Origin of the sequence: Pectobacterium peruviense, assembly GCF_002847345.1 — a bacterium.
Taxonomy (GTDB): Bacteria; Pseudomonadota; Gammaproteobacteria; order Enterobacterales; family Enterobacteriaceae; genus Pectobacterium; species Pectobacterium peruviense.
This window is the reverse complement of the sequence record NZ_LXFV01000001.1, coordinates 188639-205624: the sequence shown is the minus strand read 5'-3', so window position 1 is coordinate 205624 and position 16986 is coordinate 188639. Positions and strand designations below refer to the sequence as shown.

The 16986-nt window shown below is 50.4% G+C and carries 17 protein-coding genes; 9 read left to right on the top strand and 8 right to left on the bottom strand.

Annotated features, from left to right (window positions below; translation table 11 throughout):
• Window positions 1–279: 279 nt before the first annotated feature.
• Entirely contained in the window at window positions 280–537 is a 258-nt protein-coding gene (locus A0G03_RS00935; RefSeq protein ID WP_048260261.1) for a YcgL domain-containing protein, read from the bottom strand.
• Window positions 538–673: 136 nt separating this feature from the next.
• On the opposite strand from A0G03_RS00935, the gene minC reads away from it, so the two are divergent.
• Genes minC through minE form a run of 3 tightly spaced genes read left to right on the top strand, consistent with a single transcriptional unit; the run spans window position 674 to window position 2466 of the window.
• Complete coding sequence (minC, locus tag A0G03_RS00930) at window positions 674–1360, top strand: septum site-determining protein MinC (protein ID WP_048260263.1); 687 nt, start codon at window positions 674–676, stop codon at window positions 1358–1360.
• 20 nt (window positions 1361–1380) lie between these two features.
• Entirely contained in the window at window positions 1381–2193 is an 813-nt protein-coding gene (minD, locus tag A0G03_RS00925) for a septum site-determining protein MinD (protein WP_048260266.1), read from the top strand.
• 3 nt (window positions 2194–2196) lie between these two features.
• Window positions 2197–2466, top strand: coding sequence for a cell division topological specificity factor MinE (gene minE / locus A0G03_RS00920; protein WP_011093926.1), 270 nt, complete (start codon window positions 2197–2199; stop codon window positions 2464–2466).
• Window positions 2467–2686: 220 nt separating this feature from the next.
• Here the strand turns inward: minE and rnd are convergent, their stop codons facing one another.
• The 5 genes from rnd to yoaA all read right to left on the bottom strand — a co-directional run bounded on the left by rnd (window position 2687) and on the right by yoaA (window position 9442).
• Window positions 2687–3811, bottom strand: a complete 1125-nt coding sequence (gene rnd, locus A0G03_RS00915; RefSeq protein WP_048260268.1) for a ribonuclease D — start codon at window positions 3809–3811, stop codon at window positions 2687–2689.
• Between the two features lie 143 nt (window positions 3812–3954).
• Window positions 3955–5640, bottom strand: a complete 1686-nt coding sequence (fadD, locus tag A0G03_RS00910) for a long-chain-fatty-acid--CoA ligase FadD (protein ID WP_048260584.1) — start codon at window positions 5638–5640, stop codon at window positions 3955–3957.
• A gap of 338 nt (window positions 5641–5978) precedes the next feature.
• Window positions 5979–6608: a Slp family lipoprotein gene (locus A0G03_RS00905; protein ID WP_048260270.1), complete on the bottom strand. Its 630-nt coding sequence runs from the start codon at window positions 6606–6608 to the stop codon at window positions 5979–5981.
• A gap of 98 nt (window positions 6609–6706) precedes the next feature.
• Window positions 6707–7408 (bottom strand): tRNA (adenosine(37)-N6)-threonylcarbamoyltransferase complex dimerization subunit type 1 TsaB, encoded by a 702-nt coding sequence (gene tsaB, locus A0G03_RS00900; RefSeq protein WP_048260272.1) that lies wholly within the window; start codon window positions 7406–7408, stop codon window positions 6707–6709.
• A 114-nt stretch (window positions 7409–7522) separates the two neighbouring features.
• Window positions 7523–9442, bottom strand: a complete 1920-nt coding sequence (gene yoaA / locus A0G03_RS00895) for a DNA repair helicase YoaA (RefSeq protein ID WP_048260274.1) — start codon at window positions 9440–9442, stop codon at window positions 7523–7525.
• A 195-nt stretch (window positions 9443–9637) separates the two neighbouring features.
• Here yoaA and A0G03_RS00890 point away from each other — a divergent pair, with 195 nt between their 5' ends.
• The gene (locus A0G03_RS00890; protein WP_048260276.1) at window positions 9638–9982 is read left to right on the top strand and encodes a RidA family protein; all 345 of its coding nucleotides are present in this window, start codon (window positions 9638–9640) and stop codon (window positions 9980–9982) included.
• A gap of 29 nt (window positions 9983–10011) precedes the next feature.
• On the opposite strand, the gene A0G03_RS00885 is transcribed toward A0G03_RS00890, so the two are convergent.
• A complete protein-coding gene (locus A0G03_RS00885) occupies window positions 10012–10254 on the bottom strand; it encodes a YoaH family protein (protein WP_048260587.1) in 243 nt (80 codons plus the stop codon).
• Between the two features lie 130 nt (window positions 10255–10384).
• On the opposite strand from A0G03_RS00885, the gene pabB reads away from it, so the two are divergent.
• From pabB to sdaA, 3 genes are all read left to right on the top strand, one after another.
• Window positions 10385–11839, top strand: coding sequence for an aminodeoxychorismate synthase component 1 (gene pabB / locus A0G03_RS00880; protein WP_048260278.1), 1455 nt, complete (start codon window positions 10385–10387; stop codon window positions 11837–11839).
• Complete coding sequence (locus A0G03_RS00875) at window positions 11840–12433, top strand: CoA pyrophosphatase (protein WP_048260279.1); 594 nt, start codon at window positions 11840–11842, stop codon at window positions 12431–12433.
• 339 nt (window positions 12434–12772) lie between these two features.
• The gene (sdaA, locus tag A0G03_RS00870) at window positions 12773–14137 is read left to right on the top strand and encodes an L-serine ammonia-lyase (RefSeq protein ID WP_048260281.1); all 1365 of its coding nucleotides are present in this window, start codon (window positions 12773–12775) and stop codon (window positions 14135–14137) included.
• A 158-nt stretch (window positions 14138–14295) separates the two neighbouring features.
• Here the strand turns inward: sdaA and A0G03_RS00865 are convergent, their stop codons facing one another.
• Window positions 14296–15237: a LysR family transcriptional regulator gene (locus A0G03_RS00865; protein WP_048260284.1), complete on the bottom strand. Its 942-nt coding sequence runs from the start codon at window positions 15235–15237 to the stop codon at window positions 14296–14298.
• 102 nt (window positions 15238–15339) lie between these two features.
• On the opposite strand from A0G03_RS00865, the gene A0G03_RS00860 reads away from it, so the two are divergent.
• Both A0G03_RS00860 and A0G03_RS00855 read left to right on the top strand, forming a co-directional pair.
• Window positions 15340–15972 carry an NADPH-dependent F420 reductase gene (locus A0G03_RS00860; protein ID WP_048260286.1) on the top strand — a complete coding sequence of 211 codons (633 nt, stop codon included), beginning with the start codon at window positions 15340–15342 and terminating at the stop codon, window positions 15970–15972.
• Window positions 15973–16002: 30 nt separating this feature from the next.
• On the top strand, window positions 16003–16833 hold the full coding sequence (locus A0G03_RS00855; protein ID WP_223250519.1) for an isochorismatase family protein: 831 nt from the start codon (window positions 16003–16005) through the stop codon (window positions 16831–16833).
• Window positions 16834–16986: the final 153 nt, after the last annotated feature.

Here is a 16986-nt window from a genome sequence, read left to right as displayed (position 1 = left end):
AGGAAAACAGCTATATAAGAACACGATGGTGCAAAACCATCGTTATATCATCGCAACGGGGGTTACCCCAACAGATTTCAGGAGCGCGGGCTGGCAATCGCGTGGTCTGAAGACGACGTCATCACGCATCAAAAATGGAAACAATTAAATTAGGGCGGAGTAAAACTCAAAAGGTGAATATTTATCGCGCGGAATATCATGTTAATGGTCGAGATATTCCACGCCAAATTATGTTTGCGGCTTTATCTGAAAGTACGTCTTGGTATTATTTCTTTACACTTACACGGGCGTGTTTAATAAGCTCTCGATCGGAGGTGGAACTTGCAGATAAAAACCTTGTTCCTGTAGCGCCAGTTTCACTTTTTCTATATCGGCATTCGCCAGTTTTTTACGTCCATTCAACGGTAAGAGCATCGCTAGCTGCGGCGTGCCAAAGCTTTTCATTAATTCTTCCGGCACACGTGAGAAATCGTCTTTTTTTTCAACATAAAGATAGGTCTGATCGCGTTTCGCACTTCGATAGATCACACAAAACATTTTTTTTACTCTATTTGATGGGAATGCCATCTTGCCTGTATATAATTGTGACTATAACATGCTTACAGCGCTCTGGAATATCATGCCTTAAATGTTACTCTAGGGATTAAAAGATGCTGAAACTGAGTCAGGATAGATGTCACAAACGCCAATAGAGCTAAAAGGCAGCAGCTTTACCTTATCGGTTGTTCATTTGCATGATTCCCAACCCGAGGTAATTTACCAGGCACTACAGGAAAAAATAGAGCAAGCGCCTGCTTTCCTGAAAAATGCCCCCGTTGTCATTAATGTTGCTGCATTAACAGCGGAAACCGACTGGATAAAATTGCAGCAGGCTATTTCGTCAACGGGCCTGCATGTCGTTGGCGTCAGCGGATGTACCGATGACGCATTAAAGAAAATCATTGCACAGGCGGGGCTTCCCCTCTTGAGCGAAGGTAAAGCACAACGCCGGGTAGTCGAACCCGTCGCCGCCGTTCCTGCTGCGGTGAAAACGAAAATTATCAACACCCCTGTTCGCTCCGGCCAACAGATTTACGCTCGGAACTGTGACTTAATCGTCATGGGCAGCGTCAGCGCAGGGGCAGAGGTGATTGCCGATGGCAATATTCATATTTACGGCATGATGCGCGGCCGAGCCCTCGCAGGCGTTTCTGGCGATGTTCAGAGCCAGATATTCTGTACGCATCTGGCCGCAGAACTGGTTTCTATCGCGGGTCGTTACTGGCTAAGCGACCAGATACCGGAAGCATATTTTGGGCAGCCAGCGCGGATCAACCTGAACCAGCTGGACAATGTTTTAACGATAAAACCTCTAGACTAGAATCTCCCAAGGAAACATTTATGGCACGCATCATTGTTGTTACATCGGGTAAAGGGGGCGTTGGCAAGACCACATCAAGCGCGGCCATTGCTACCGGTTTAGCCCAGAAAGGAAAAAAGACCGTTGTCATCGATTTTGACATTGGTCTGCGTAACCTCGACCTGATCATGGGATGTGAACGTCGCGTGGTCTATGACTTCGTGAACGTCATTCAAGGTGATGCCACGCTGAATCAGGCGCTGATCAAAGATAAGAGAACAGACAACCTCTACATTCTGCCCGCATCACAAACGCGTGATAAAGATGCGTTAACGCATGAAGGCGTTGAAAAAATACTCAACGACTTGGGCGATATGGAGTTCGATTTTGTCGTATGTGATTCGCCAGCTGGGATTGAAACAGGTGCGTTGATGGCGCTCTATTTCGCCGACGAAGCGATTATCACCACCAACCCAGAAGTCTCTTCCGTTCGCGACTCCGACCGTATCCTGGGCATTCTGTCCTCAAAATCACGTCGCGCGGAGCGTTCTGAAGACCCAATCAAAGAGCATTTGCTGTTGACGCGTTACAACCCAGGACGGGTGAGCCGCGGCGACATGCTGAGTATGGAAGATGTTCTTGAGATCCTACGGATTCCGCTGATTGGCGTTATTCCTGAAGATCAATCCGTACTTCGCGCCTCTAACCAGGGCGAGCCCGTGATTCTGGATGCTGAAGCTGACGCGGGTAAAGCCTACGCAGACACCGTTGAACGCTTGCTTGGCGAAGAGCGTCCTTTCCGTTTTATTGAAGAAGAGAAGAAGGGTTTCCTTAAACGACTTTTTGGGGGATAAATTATGGCTTTACTGGACTTCTTTCTGTCCCGCAAAAAAACGACAGCCAATATTGCCAAGGAACGGCTGCAAATTATTGTCGCGGAGCGACGCCGGGGTGATAACGAGCCTCATTATCTGCCGCAATTAAAGCGAGACATTCTTGAGGTTATCTGTAGATATGTACAGATTGATCCTGAGATGGTGACAGTTCAACTTGAGCAAAAAGGAGATGATATTTCCGTGCTTGAGTTGAACGTTACATTACCGGAAGCGGAAGAAACGCCTAAATGATTTTTCTGCTGTAATATCCCCTGCTTTCACGCAGGGGATATCTATTCCCGTCATACTTCAAATCACATGCGTTTCGCTTCACAATATAACTGTATATTTAGCCAGTTATATTTCTCTTATTTTGTTTTTTCGCCATATTCTCGTCACCCTATTTGCTGCATTTCCATAATTGAAGCATCACAACAAATAAGGCGTATTGAGAATACTCATTTCCCAGTGATTAATAGCTCTGCACAATTTCACGCAGCTCAGCGCCATATAGCTGCCCACGCCAGCCGGACAACATTTCCGGCGTACTCGCATCTTGCCCCGTTAATTTCCAGTGCCAGTTCAGCAGGCGATTAATTTGGCGACGTGATGCCAACAATTCGGCGGATAGTCCACTCTGCTCGCTCGCGCGCTGCACCAATGCCTTGATATCTTTAAACGCTTTTTTATAGCCGGGATAGTCGACCAAATTAATCACTGGCGGAGGACAATCCGCGTCAGAGATACCTTCTGTCTGCGCCACACAATCCAGCAACGTTTTCCCGTGGTAGCGGATCTCTGGGCCGCTCAGCCCTAGTGAACTTAACTCTCCCAGCGAAGAAGGCAGACAGCGCGCTACCTGCAAGAGGTTCTCTTCACGTACGACAAAATTCACCGCGCTGTCCCGCTCACGCGCTTTGCGCAAACGCCACTCAGCCAGACGCTGAAGGCAAGCCAGATTCCGGCCACGTAGCTGCCAGGCATTGCCAAATTCACGATAGGCCAGCTCCGGGGCTAAAATAGCCTGTTTACGCTGACAGAGCAGGAGACATTCGTCCAGCGCGGCGTTCATCCACCCTGCGGTTTCCGTATCTGCCACCAGTTGAATGGCCATCGGCAGCAGGTAGAACACATCGGCAGCGGCATAGTCACACTGCTTTTCGCTCAGCGGTCGGGCAAGCCAGTCCGTTCTCGACTCGCTTTTATCCAGCGATACGCCCATGTAGTCAGCCACCAGCGCAGCGAAACCATAAGAAAGCGGCTTACCCAAAAATGCGGCCAGAATCTGAGTGTCAATGAAAGGCGTCGGCAATGTTCCAAACGTATTGAGAAACACCTCCAGATCTTCGCTGCCTGCATGAAGGAATTTAGTGACCTGCTCGTCACGCAGTAACGCCTGAAAGGGTGCCCAGTCTGTAATTGTTAACGGGTCGATAAGTGAAAGCTGTTCGCCGTCATACAATTGAATCAACCCTAATTGCGGGTAATACGTGCGGGTTCTGACGAACTCCGTGTCCAATGCCACCTGCGGAAAGCGTCGCGCCTGAGAGCAAACCTGTTGTAACCCGATGTCGGAAGTGATCAACTGATAATTCAAAACGTCATTCTCTTGGTTGTTTTTACTTTACGGTTCTGGGTCAAATCCATATCGCCATAAAAAAGAACGCCGGATAAACCGGCGTGAAAACATCATATCGCGTCCTGCCTCTCTCTCTGGCAGTCGTTTTTCGCGGAAAATCGTCAGGCGGCAGCGTCTTTCTTTGCCGTCTTATCGTCACGTAATTCACGACGCAGAATTTTCCCGACGTTAGATTTTGGCAGATCGTCACAGAATTCGATCTCTTTCGGCACTTTATAGCCTGTAAGATTACGGCGACAGTGCGTAATAAGTTCCTCTTTCGTTAACGAGTTATCGCGTCTGACTACAAAGGCTTTTACCGCCTCACCGGATACCTCATTCTCGACCCCTATCACCGCCGACTCGGAGACTTTTGGATGACGGCTGATCACGTCTTCAATCTCCGTCGGATAGACGTTAAAACCGGAAACCAGAATCATGTCTTTTTTGCGGTCGATCACCCGCAGAAATCCTTCGTCATCAGCCGTGACAATGTCACCTGTCGCCAGCCAGCCGTCTTTTAATACGTCATCCGTGGCGGCAGGCTGCTGCCAATACCCTAACATCACCTGCGGCCCGCGCACCCACAGTTCACCGGATTCGCCCGGCCCCACATCGTTGCCGTTATCGTCAATGATTCTGACATCCGTTGATGCCACGGGCAGCCCGATGCTGCCGCTGTAATGCTTGAGATCGTAGGGGTTCACGGCCACCAGAGGGGAACTTTCTGTTAACCCATAGCCCTCAAGCAGATGTTTACCCGTTAGTTTCTCCCAGCGTTCCGCTACGGCCCGTTGCACTGACGCGCCTCCGCCAACGGATAATCGCAGTGTAGAGAAATCAAGTTCATGGAATTCTTTATTATTTAACAACGCATTAAACAACGTATTGACGCCCGTAATCGCAGTAAAAGGATACTGTTTCAGTTCTTTTACCACTGCGGGGATATCTCGGGGATTGGTGATCAGCAGATTCTGTCCACCCAGCTCAAAGAACAGCAGACAGTTAGCCGTCAAAGCAAAAATATGGTACAGCGGCAACGCCGTGACCACCCATTCATTCCCTTCCTTCAACACCGGGCCATAAGCGGCAAGACACTGTGCCACATTCGCCTGCATATTGCGGTGCGTGAGCATGGCACCTTTCGCCACGCCTGTAGTACCGCCAGTATATTGCAGAAAGGCGAGATCGCTATTGATGATGTCAGGCCGAACGTACTGCTGACGTCGCCCTTCCTGTAACACGCGACGAAATGATATTGCATCCGGCAGATGGTATTTGGGCACCAGTCGCTTAATGTATTTCACGACAAAGTTAACTAACGTGCCTTTTGCCGTGGATAGCTGGTCGCCCATGCGGGTCAGGATAACGTGTTTCACCGCCGTGTTATGAACGACTTTTTCCAGCGTATGCGCAAAGTTAGACACAATAACAATCGTGCTGGCCCCGCTATCTTTTAGCTGATGTTCCAGTTCCCGTGGCGTGTACAGCGGGTTAACGTTGACGACCACCATACCCGCACGCAACACACCAAACAGCGCAACGGGGTATTGCAGCAGGTTGGGCATCATCAACGCCACGCGATCGCCTTTCTGCAATTTAAGCTGATTTTGCAGATAGGCCGCAAACGCCCGGCTCCGCTCTTCCAACTTGCGAAACGTCATCACCTCACCCATGTTGATGAATGCAGGTCGATCGGCATAACGCCTCACGTTATTTTCAAACATGTCAATCAATGACGAATAGCGATCCGGGTCAATTTCCGCAGGTACGTCCGCCGGATAGCGTGATAACCAAATTTTTTCCAAGACGTCACTCCCGAGATATTTTTTTAGTGGCATCGTCGTCGCCCTCAGAGGCATATTGTTATTAACATAATTTTAACTCAGCCTACCAGTTAGCTAACAAACAATGTTAAGGTTGCGAGAACGATCACTAATTTATTCTTTATTCAAAAAAAATCAGGCGACCTGCGTCGCCTGATCTCTTTATGTCCAACAAAATAATTTTAGAGCCTACCCCATAGGGCGTTATTGGCGCAGTCAGTTTGGACACGGACAGCGCGGAAAAACCGGAGCGTACACGTAGTACGTGAGGATTTTGAGCACTGCCCAGGTTCAAAATGACAAGTAAAATAGCCCTATTCTTATTCTGTCACGATATTCTCAATCCGTGCCGGACCGTGCCAACCGCCGTCAAATCCCCATCCGGGGCCCCAACCGTAGCCGTAACCCGCGCGCCATCCCCACGGCCCATAGCCATAACCACCGGGCGGCACCATCAGACGCTGCACGACATTCCAGCGTTTGTAGCCTTGCGCATCGATCACAACATAGCGATAGGGTTTATCACCGATAGCCCCCTGTTCGGTACCAGTAATCGGCCCAACAACGGTTACCAGTTGGTCTTTAAAATCGACGGGTTCCAGAAAGCGATTCACATAGGCAATAAAGCGCCCTTCTGACGGCATATCCAGCCGTGGTTTCGCCCCGCTATCTAGCGGCATACTGGCTATCTCAAGGCGCGTTTTATTCACGTCATTGCGGATGCTGACTACCCGTCCGCCAAAGCGAGATTCCTGCCCGACATAAATCTGCGGCGCATTCATCACACGAACGAGATCGTCCTGCGGCGTTGGCGACGTGCCTTTGATGGCATCCGGCACCGTGACACAACCTGAAAGCAGCAGCGCTGTCGCCGCCACCATACAGAGGCGTGCTTTTTTCTGATTCAGATGCAGACTTTTCATTTGCATACTTTTTATCTGTACACGCATGGCACAACCCCTCTTCAGATATCTGATCGTTAGACTGCTCAGCATCGAATAAGTTGCTGTTTATTCCCGTTATACTTTATGAAAAATGTGCGTTTTAGCTACTCGCGGCCAGGCAGTTTTTTCCAGGTCACTTCATTGCGCAGATAACGCGGTTGCGCATTTTCAACGCTGACTGCTTTTCCTGCGTGCCATAGCTGACAGGCCAGCGGCAACATGTCCTGCGCCTGTGGCAACAGCACGTCACCTTTCGCTAACACCAGCGAGGAATGATTGACCAGCTCAGGGTAGGTTTCCCACCCAGTTCCTACCGTGACCCATTCGCCTGACAGCGCGGCAGTTAACGCCTGCACCTGTTCAGGTTTTAATACGGCCTCTTCGGATTCCCCCTGCCAGCCGCCGTCAGCGTCACGCTGATAACAGCCCCAGTACACTTCTCCCATCCGCGCATCAATAGCAGCCAGCACTTGCGTCGCCTGCGTCAGGCGGAAAGCGCCCTGCGCCATGGCCGCCAGTGACGAGACACCGAGCAGCGGTAAATCCGCCCCCAGCGCCAGCCCTTGCGCAATACCAATACCAATCCGCACACCGGTAAAACTTCCTGGCCCCTGACCAAAGGCCAGTACATCAAGATCCTTGAGCGCCAGGCCGCAGTCAGCCAGCACTTGCTGAACCATCGGCAGAATACGTTGTGTGTGTTCACGGGGACAAATTTCGAACAGAGAATGAATTTCACCTTCATTCCAGAGTGCGACGGAACAGGCTTCCGTTGCGGTATCAAGCGCTAGAATTCGCGTAGACATGCCAACCTCAGGCAGGATAAATAAATCTTAATAACCCGTATCATAGCATAAGCCCCTGCCGTGCCGCAGCCCTTCCCACCATCGGTCAGGCCATACGGCAATCGTCAGCGGGGATTATGTGTTACGCGTCAGGAAAGTAATCGCTTGCTGAATATCACGGGTACGCGGTGTCGGCGGTAAGCTGTTAAGAAACACTGCGCCGTACGGCCGCATCACCAACCGATTATCGCAAATCACAATCACGCCACGATCCTCAACATCACGGATGAGACGCCCCACGCCTTGTTTCAAGGTAATCACCGCATCAGGAACCTGCACATCGTCGAACGGTTCACCGCCGCGCAGGCGACAGTCTTCTATGCGCGCCTTCAACAGCGGATCGTCCGGTGAGGTAAACGGCAATTTATCGATAATGACGCAAGAGAGCGTATCGCCGCGCACATCCACGCCTTCCCAGAAGCTGCTCGTCGCCACCAGCAAGGCATTCCCCGCCGATACAAACTGCGATAGCAACTGTGCTTTGCCGGTTTCCCCCTGCAACAGCACCGGTAGCGTCAGCGAGGCACGGAATTCGGCAGCCAAATCGCGCATCATTTGGTGCGAGGTGCACAGCATAAAGCAGCGTCCCTGATTCGCTTCAATCAACGGCCGCAGCATTGCTGCCAGCCTTTTCGCCGCACCGGGACGATTAGTTTCCGGCAGGTTACGAGGAACGCAGAGCAGTGCCTGATTGGCGTAATCAAACGGGCTGGGTAACAGGAGCGTCTTGGCGTTATCCAAACCCAGCCTATCGGTGAAGTGAAAGAGTTGATCGTTAACAGACAGCGTCGCAGAGGTAAACACCCAGGCTGCGGGCTTATCTTTGATCAATTCACGAAAGCGATCGGCGACGGACAACGGTGTCAGCGCCAACACGAAATGACGCGAATTGCATTCATACCAGTAGCTATAACCCGGCAACTGGACGTCTTTCAGTCGTTTCAGACGGTTGCGGTAAAGAGTGGCACGTTCAAAGGCAATATCCAGCAGCGCAGAACGCCCGAGCGACAGTTTCGCGACGTCGTAACACAGCTCCAGTGCATCATCCAGCAACAGTAACGCACGCTGAAGCGACGGCTGCTCAAGCACATCGCGGAGATTGCCGCGAAACCCCGGATCGCCCAGCGCTAGCCGGAAGTCCTGCGTACTTTGCGTCAGGCGATCGGCGCTTTTTTGTAGTTGAGAGGCATCACGTACCTCGGTGCGGTAGGCAATGATGATGTCTTTTGCCAGATCCAGCAGTTGGCGGCTGGAAAGCTGTTGGCCAAAATATTGGCTGGCGATATCGGGTATCTGATGGGCTTCATCGAAAATAACGACATCGCTTTCAGGAATCAGCTCCGCAAAGCCCGTCTCCTTCACCACCATGTCAGCCAGATAAAGATGATGGTTGACCACCACGATATCGGCATCCATCGCTTTGCGCCGCGCCTTCACTACGAAGCATTCTTTATAATGCGGACAGTCGCTGCCCAGACAGTTATCGTTGGTGCTGGTCACTAATGGCCAAATCGCGCTGTCTTCTGCCACGCCTGCACAGGTCGTAACATCGCCTTCCTTTGTTTCCGACGACCAACCGCGCAGCCTGACTAGTTCGCTCAGCGTTTCGCCGGGTAAATCACCGCCCCCCAGCGATTGCTGTTCAAGCCGTTCCAGACAGAGATAGTTCGAGCGGCCTTTCAACAGCGCTAATTTGCCTTTGTACTTGAGCGCCTGTGCAATCGTCGGCAAATCACGGCTATAGAGCTGATCCTGTAGCGCTTTCGACCCGGTAGAAATGATGACTTTTTTATCTGAACGCAACGCAGGCGCAAGGTAAGCATAGGTTTTACCCGTTCCGGTTCCTGCTTCCACCACCAGCGCCGTTTTGTCGTCAATGGCCCGCATGACAGCCTGCGCCATCTGCCGCTGTGGTTCACGAGGCTTGAAGCCCGTGATCGCTTTCGCCAGCGCGCCGTCATTAGCAAAATCATCGATTACCCGATCGTTCGTCACGCCTGCTCTCTTTTTCAAAGGAATGCTTTATTTATAAAATCTATAAGCCCCTAACCGTTTCAGGTCGCGGCAAAATATCGCGCTGATTATGCCAAGAGTCACCCGCCGCTACCACCCTAAATCAGGAACACGTGCCAGCACCTACTGTGTTAGGCTTGGCGATTCGCTTTTATTACGTTAGGAGAAACCTCACCCATGGCGATCACACGAATTAATCCTGAAGCACGCTGGTCAGATGCTGTCATCCACAACAACACGCTCTATTACACCAGCGTGCCGGAGAATCTGGATGACGATGCTCAGTCGCAGACGGAAAACGCGCTGAGCGCGATAGATGCGATCCTAAAACAGGCGGGAACGGATAAGAGCAAGCTGCTGGACGTGACGATCTTTCTCGCCGATGCCGATGATTTTTCCGCGATGAACGCCGCGTGGGATGCCTGGGTCGTGGCTGGCAGCGCGCCTGTACGCTGCACCGTGCAGGCGAAGTTGATGCATCCGAAATTTAAAGTCGAAATAAAAGCAATCGCGGCGGTATAAACCACCAACGTCTTGCAGGGGAAGCGCGCTTACTGTTCTTCCTCTTCTTCACCATCGTCAAAATGGTGCTCTTCATCGCTATCATTAACCATGTCATCATCGTCTTCGTCAAACATCATCGCGACGTTGCCACCCTTATGGTTTTCGCGAATTTCTGCCGCGACGAGCGCGATAGCCTGTCCACTACTCATGCCCTCAGACATCAATTCCTGAATGCGCTCTACGGCATCTTGTTGCTGCTTGTGTGTCAGCGCGGGCATACCTGCAATCATGATTGTTTCCTGGTTGATAAATTCGCGCGTATCATCGCATGCCCGCTTCGGCATACACCAGCATTTCTGCTTTGTGGTACGCTGTGGTCAGTAAAATCGACACCATAATAGTAGACACAACACGAAAAACATGACTGCCGCCAATACGACTCACGTCACTAATAAAAGAGATTCTATAAGCGATTCGGCCACAGCAACGGGCTCCGCCGTTCTCTATCACGCGCTGCCTTATTATCCGACTGTGCTGCTCGATCGCTTTGCGCCCTTTTCCCAACAGCCGTGGGCTATGTTGCTGCATTCTGGGTTTGCCGATCATCCGCACAATCGTTTCGATATCATGGTCGCTGACCCACTAGCCACGCTGTGCACACGCGGAGGCAAGACGGAAACCACAAGTGGCGGTGTAACCAATACCTCAGAGAGTGACCCGTTTGATCTTCTGCAACAACAGCTGGATGCATTGGCGCTGACTACCGAAACGCACGCTGATTTCCCGTTTCAGGGCGGCGCACTTGGCCTGTTCGGCTATGATTTGGGGCGTCAGATTGAAACGCTACCTACACAGGCAGAACAGGATATCGACCTGCTGGATATGGCGATTGGTTTATACGACTGGGCGCTGGTTGCCGACCATCACAAGCAAACATTAACGCTGATCGTACATCATTCTCTTCAGGCCCGGCTCGACTGGTTAGCCAATCCGTCCGTTGATCCCCCGAAAGCCGATTTCAGTCTCGCCAGCGCCTGGCAGCCGAATATGTCACGCGACGCATACGGCGAAAAATTCCGCAAAATACAGGACTATCTTCTGGCGGGCGATTGCTATCAGGTCAATCTGGCGCAGCGTTTTTGTGCGGCTTATACGGGCGATGAATGGCAAGCATTTTTACGACTGTCCGCAGGCAATAAAGCGCCTTTTTCTGCTTTCCTGCGTCTGCCGGAAAATACGGTAATCAGCGTATCGCCAGAGCGCTTCCTCTGGCTGGAAAATAATCACATTCAAACTCGCCCGATTAAAGGTACATTACCGCGCCTCGCAGACCCGGATGCCGATAAACGACAGGCCATGCGGCTCGCCAGCTCCGAGAAAGATCGCTCTGAAAATTTGATGATTGTCGATCTTCTGCGCAATGATATCGGCCGCGTCGCGGTTCCGGGCAGCGTTCGCGTACCTGAACTGTTCGTCGTCGAACCTTTTCCCGCGGTACATCATCTGGTCAGCACAATTGAAGCACTGCTACCGGAAAATTGCCCTGCCACCACGCTGCTACGCGCTTGTTTCCCCGGTGGATCGATTACCGGTGCACCAAAAATCCGCGCGATGCAGATTATTGAGGAACTAGAGCCTCAGCGTCGCAATGCCTACTGCGGTAGTGTCGGTTACATTAGCGTGTGTGGAACCATGGACACCAACATCACCATCAGAACGTTATTAACCGAACGCGGCAGAATCTACTGTTGGGCAGGTGGCGGCATCGTCGCCGACAGTCAGGAACAGGCTGAATATCAGGAAACGTTTGATAAAGTGGGCCGCATTCTTCCCCTGCTGGATGGTTCCCAGACCAACAATTCAGGTACCGAGTAAATGAGTGAGATCGCCTTGCCGCCAACGGCGTTTGCGCTGAACGACTTTATCACGCGCTTTCAGCTACAGCTTCCACCACCGCTACGCCCCGTTCATCAACAACGGCAGGCGGCGGTTCTGGTGCCGATTATTTGTCACCCGACACCCACGCTATTATTGACTCGCCGTTCTGCCGATCTCCGTAAGCATGCCGGACAAGTTGCCTTTCCCGGCGGTGCGGCAGACAAAACGGATCGTTCTATCATCGAAACAGCGCTGCGTGAAGCGCAGGAAGAAGTGGCTATCCCACCGGAGAATGTACAGGTGTTGGGTGTCTTACCGCCGTTGGACAGCGTTAGTGGCTTTCAGGTGACGCCCGTCGTCGGGCTGATCGCCGCACAGACTCGTTTCCACCCTAATGAAGATGAAGTCGCCGACCTGTTTGAAATGCCGTTGGACGAGGCTTTTGCGTTGACACGCTATTACCCACTGGATATCGAGCGTAAACAGCAGCGGCACCGGGTTTACCTCTCCTGGTATCAGCAGCAGTTTGTCTGGGGACTGACCGCCGCCATCATCCACCAGCTTGCTTTACAAATTTCCGACAGGCCCTAAGCACGGGCCACATTCGGCAGTTTTTGTCTCGACACTTCTTTTCCCCCACTAATTATCCCCATATTAAAAGCGTCCTTACCGAATAAAAATCATTCAGACATAACATTTACAATGACTTAGGTCATATTTGAGATAAGTTAAATTATGCATAGGCATAAGTTTATTTCATGCGAAAAAGAAAGCTATGCAACATATTCCACACTACAATAGCGCGATTTGACGAGTTTTATTCTAATCTTTGGGTATATATCCACTACAATTCAGGTCATGTCTCGCCAGAACTAAAAGCAGGCGACCAGAGAATTCCGGATACGATCCTGAGTCTTTAAGGAGTTTCGCGTGATAAGCGTTTTCGACATGTTTAAGATCGGTATTGGCCCCTCTAGCTCTCATACGGTTGGACCGATGAAAGCCGGTAAGCAATTTGTCGATGAATTGATCAATCAGGATTTACTGACCGCGACTACGCGTATTGCCGTCGATGTGTATGGTTCTCTGTCGCTGACAGGTAAAGGACACCATACGGATATCGCCATCATCATGGGCCTGGCGGGAAACATGCCGGATACCGTTGATATTGATGCGATTCCCGGCTTTATCCGCGATGTTGAGCAACGCGGACGCCTGCTGCTGGCTAACGGACAGCACGAGGTCGATTTCCCACGCGAAGGTGGGATGGTTTTCCGCAGCGAAAATTTACCGTTGCATGAAAACGGTATGACCATCACCGCCTTTGCCAGCAATAAAGAAATTTATAGCAAAACCTATTACTCTATCGGCGGTGGCTTCATCGTTGATGCCGAGAATTTTGGCAAAGACGCCGCCAACGACGTCTCCGTTCCTTATACATTCAATTCCGCCAAAGAGATGCTGGACCATTGTAAACAGAATGGCCTGTCGCTTTCCGGGATGGTGATGCGGAACGAGCTGGCACTGCATAGCCGACAGGATATTGACGCGTACTTTGCCGACATTTGGCAGACAATGCGTGCCTGCATCGATCGCGGCATGAACACCGAAGGCGTTTTACCCGGCCCGCTGCGCGTTCCTCGTCGCGCTTCAGCGCTGCGTCGTATACTGGTGTCTTCCGATAAGCTATCCAACGACCCGATGAACGTGGTGGACTGGGTTAATATGTTCGCGCTGGCAGTGAATGAAGAAAATGCCGCGGGGGGCCGTGTGGTAACCGCACCAACGAATGGCGCATGCGGTATCGTCCCAGCCGTCCTCGCCTATTACGACCACTTCATCGAGCCGGTTAGCCCAACCATTTATATTCGTTATTTCCTCGCGGCAGGCGCAGTTGGCATTCTGTACAAAATGAACGCCTCTATCTCCGGTGCTGAAGTAGGCTGTCAGGGTGAAGTGGGCGTAGCCTGCTCCATGGCAGCCGCTGGGCTGGCAGAACTGATGGGCGCTAGCCCAGAACAAGTCTGCGTCGCTGCCGAGATCGGGATGGAACACAATCTGGGCCTAACCTGCGATCCGGTTGCGGGCCAAGTACAGGTTCCGTGCATCGAACGCAACGCGATTGCCTCCGTTAAGGCGATTAACGCCGCTCGCATGGCTACCCGCCGCACCAGTGAAGCCCGTGTATCGCTGGATAAGGTCATTGAAACCATGTACGAGACGGGTAAAGACATGAACGCCAAATACCGTGAAACCTCACGAGGCGGGCTGGCGATCAAAGTGCAATGTGATTAAAAGTACGACACGATCGAACAGGAGGCGGGGTATCCCCGCCATCCTTTCCCACACCTTCTGGCTACCTCTGAAAATTCAATTTATTTAATAAAGCCGTCTTAATCATAAAGCGCTAAGCGCTATTTGTCGTAATAGGCAGATATTCAATGATTGAACATTCAGTTTCCTGTTAACAATTTTTCCCACGGGTCATAAGCGGGCGATAGCCATGGCTTGGGACGTAAAGAGTCCGATAAAAAATCACGTAAAAGTTGCACTTTGAGGGGCAATAGGACACGTGTAGGGTAAAGGGCATGTATTTCCAGTGTTTGCGCTTGCCATTCCGGGATAATTTCGACTAATTTCCCTTTTATAATATCACTGTGTACCAGAAAATCTGGTTGCAAGATTATCCCCTGGCTTTCGATAGCGAGAAGTCGGCATGTTGCGCCGCTATTAACATTGAGACGCGGATGGGTGCTAACTTTTATCTGTTCTCTTTTTTCCTTGCAGAATAACCATTCGTTGCCACTGGCGTTATAACTATAAGCAATGACTACATGTTCATCTAAGTCTGTCGGGTGTGTTGGTGTCCCCCGTAAGCGAAGGTATTCGGGTGAGGCGCACAATACCAGACGCGTTGTTGCCAACAGAGAGGATACCAGCGTTGAATCAGGTAAATTGCCGATGCGAACCACTAAATCGTAGCCTTCTTCCACTGGATCGACGTTACGATCAGAAAGAACAATATCGAGCTCAACTTTCGGATTTCTATCCATAAACTGTCCCCATAGCGGAGCCAATTGAAGTACACCGAAATCCTGCGGTACACCGATTCGCAAACGCCCATGTGCTTGATTGGCTCGTGCGCAAACTTGGTTTTCGGCCTCCTCGATAACCGATAACACCTCTTTACAGCGTTGATAATAAATCTGCCCCTCACTCGTCAAAGAAATACGCCGGGTGGTACGGTGAAGTAATCTCACTCCCAAAAACTTCTCAAGTTCAATAACCTGGCGTGATACTGCCGGTTTAGAAAACCCCGTACTTTCTACCGCTTTGACAAAACTTCCAGCCTTAACTACCGCAACAAAGGTCGTCATCGCTTGCAATTTATCCATAGTCTCCTCCAGAGAGAGAATATATCTATTTATCCCTTATTTATCATTATCAACATTACTAATAAAGTGTCGTGGATACTTTTATTACACGAGGATTACACAATGAGAATTGCCGTTATAGGTACTGGAAATATGGGACAGGGGTTCGTCAAGCAACTTACCTTGGCTGGGCATGAAGTCCGTGTAACCGCGCGCGATCTCACAAAAGCCAGAGCGCTTGCAGCTCAATACCCGGGGGCTGTGGCAGTCGAGTCTGGTGACGCGTTGCAGGATTCAGACATAGCGATTTTAGCGGTAGGTTACAACGATGCGCACTCCGCATTACGCTCGCTTGGCGATCTAAAAGGGAAAGTGATTGTTGATATAACCAACCCACTCACAGCCGATTACATGGGACTAACCCTTGGGCATAACACCTCGGCAGGAGAAGAAATCGCAAAAATGGTTCCGGAGGCTATTGTTGTTAAAGCATTTAACACCATTTTTGCTCAAGTTTTGTCAGAGGGGGCAAATTTTGCCCAGAATGCCACTGTCCCTGCTTTTTATGCCACAGATAGCGAATCCGCCAAAGAATCTGTCCGCGAATTAATCGAAAGTATAGGGTTCTCTCCAATATATTCGGGTGGCCTAAAAAACTCACGTTATCTGGAGCCGCTTGGCGGACTCAATATTTATTTTGGGTACGGTGCAAATAAAGGCACTCAAATTGCGCCGACTTGGATTAGTCGTATTTAAATCACTGTTTATTATTTTCTCAGGATAACTATGCCACGTACAAAATTGACTCAACTCTCTCTCGCTTTAACAATACTTTGCGTTTCTTCATTTTCTTTTGCGGAACAGAAATCAACCGATATTGTTAGCCCTATTACGGACAAAGTTTTGCCATATAAAACAAGCCCTTCAGACGCACGTAAATCGGGTCGCGTGGCTTATGATAAACCGATGCCTGAAAATAGCATTATGTTATTTGTCGATCACCAAGTGGGGTTGATGGCTAGCGTTCGAGATTTTCAACAGGCATCAGGCTATAAAAACAATGTTATTGCCTTAGCGCAGATGGCGAAGGCATTGAATATTCCCGTATTAATTACAAGTTCCAATGCGCAATGGCAAAATGGCGATACGCTGCCGGAATTGAAAGAAATATTCAAAGATCAGCCGATTTACCGTCGTACGGGTATTATCAATGCTTATGAAGATCCGACGTTCCGTAAAGCTTTAGAAGATTTAGTGGCTAAAACTGGGCGTCGACACATTATCATTTCCGGTGTCACATTGGGAACGTGTGTAACCTTACCGACGTTGGCAATGATAAATGATGGGTACCAAGTGTATCCCGTTGTTGATGCATCTGGCGCATGGAGCAAATACGAAGCAGATGCCGCGATGCAGAGAATGACTGCGGCAGGCGCTGAACTTGAAAGCGTGTTTGCACTTGGTGCAGAGCTGCAGGCAGACTGGAAAAACCCAACCGCTGACTCGATGCTTCCACCATTTATCAATGGATTGCCAGAATATGGCTGGGTATTACAGAACTATTGGAACAATGCTAACCAACATACCGTTCCAGACCCGTTCAAAGTGGTGAAGTAATAGACATCCGAACCAATCGAGTAAACACCCTGTCAGCGCACCGCTCACAGGGTGTAATCATCACGCCGTTCATCTGGAATCAGAGACCTGATTCCAGATTGTTTATGACTCGCAGAAACGTACCAATACACTCAACCGACTGGCATTACACCA

Excerpts from the sequence above, each read along its gene's own strand:
- minD (WP_048260266.1), top strand. The coding sequence starts at position 1,381 with ATGGCACGCATCATTGTTGTTACATCGGGTAAAGGGGGCGTTGGCAAG.
- A0G03_RS00875 (WP_048260279.1), top strand. The coding sequence starts at position 11,840 with ATGAGTGAGATCGCCTTGCCGCCAACGGCGTTTGCGCTGAACGACTTT.
- A0G03_RS00865 (WP_048260284.1), bottom strand. The coding sequence starts at position 15,237 with ATGGATAAATTGCAAGCGATGACGACCTTTGTTGCGGTAGTTAAGGCT.
- tsaB (WP_048260272.1), bottom strand. The coding sequence starts at position 7,408 with ATGTCTACGCGAATTCTAGCGCTTGATACCGCAACGGAAGCCTGTTCC.
- A0G03_RS00855 (WP_223250519.1), top strand. The coding sequence starts at position 16,003 with ATGCCACGTACAAAATTGACTCAACTCTCTCTCGCTTTAACAATACTT.
- minC (WP_048260263.1), top strand. The coding sequence starts at position 674 with ATGTCACAAACGCCAATAGAGCTAAAAGGCAGCAGCTTTACCTTATCG.
- A0G03_RS00905 (WP_048260270.1), bottom strand. The coding sequence starts at position 6,608 with ATGCGTGTACAGATAAAAAGTATGCAAATGAAAAGTCTGCATCTGAAT.
- A0G03_RS00935 (WP_048260261.1), bottom strand. The coding sequence starts at position 537 with ATGTTTTGTGTGATCTATCGAAGTGCGAAACGCGATCAGACCTATCTT.
- A0G03_RS00885 (WP_048260587.1), bottom strand. The coding sequence starts at position 10,254 with ATGATTGCAGGTATGCCCGCGCTGACACACAAGCAGCAACAAGATGCC.
- pabB (WP_048260278.1), top strand. The coding sequence starts at position 10,385 with ATGACTGCCGCCAATACGACTCACGTCACTAATAAAAGAGATTCTATA.
- A0G03_RS00860 (WP_048260286.1), top strand. The coding sequence starts at position 15,340 with ATGAGAATTGCCGTTATAGGTACTGGAAATATGGGACAGGGGTTCGTC.
- A0G03_RS00890 (WP_048260276.1), top strand. The coding sequence starts at position 9,638 with ATGGCGATCACACGAATTAATCCTGAAGCACGCTGGTCAGATGCTGTC.
- minE (WP_011093926.1), top strand. The coding sequence starts at position 2,197 with ATGGCTTTACTGGACTTCTTTCTGTCCCGCAAAAAAACGACAGCCAAT.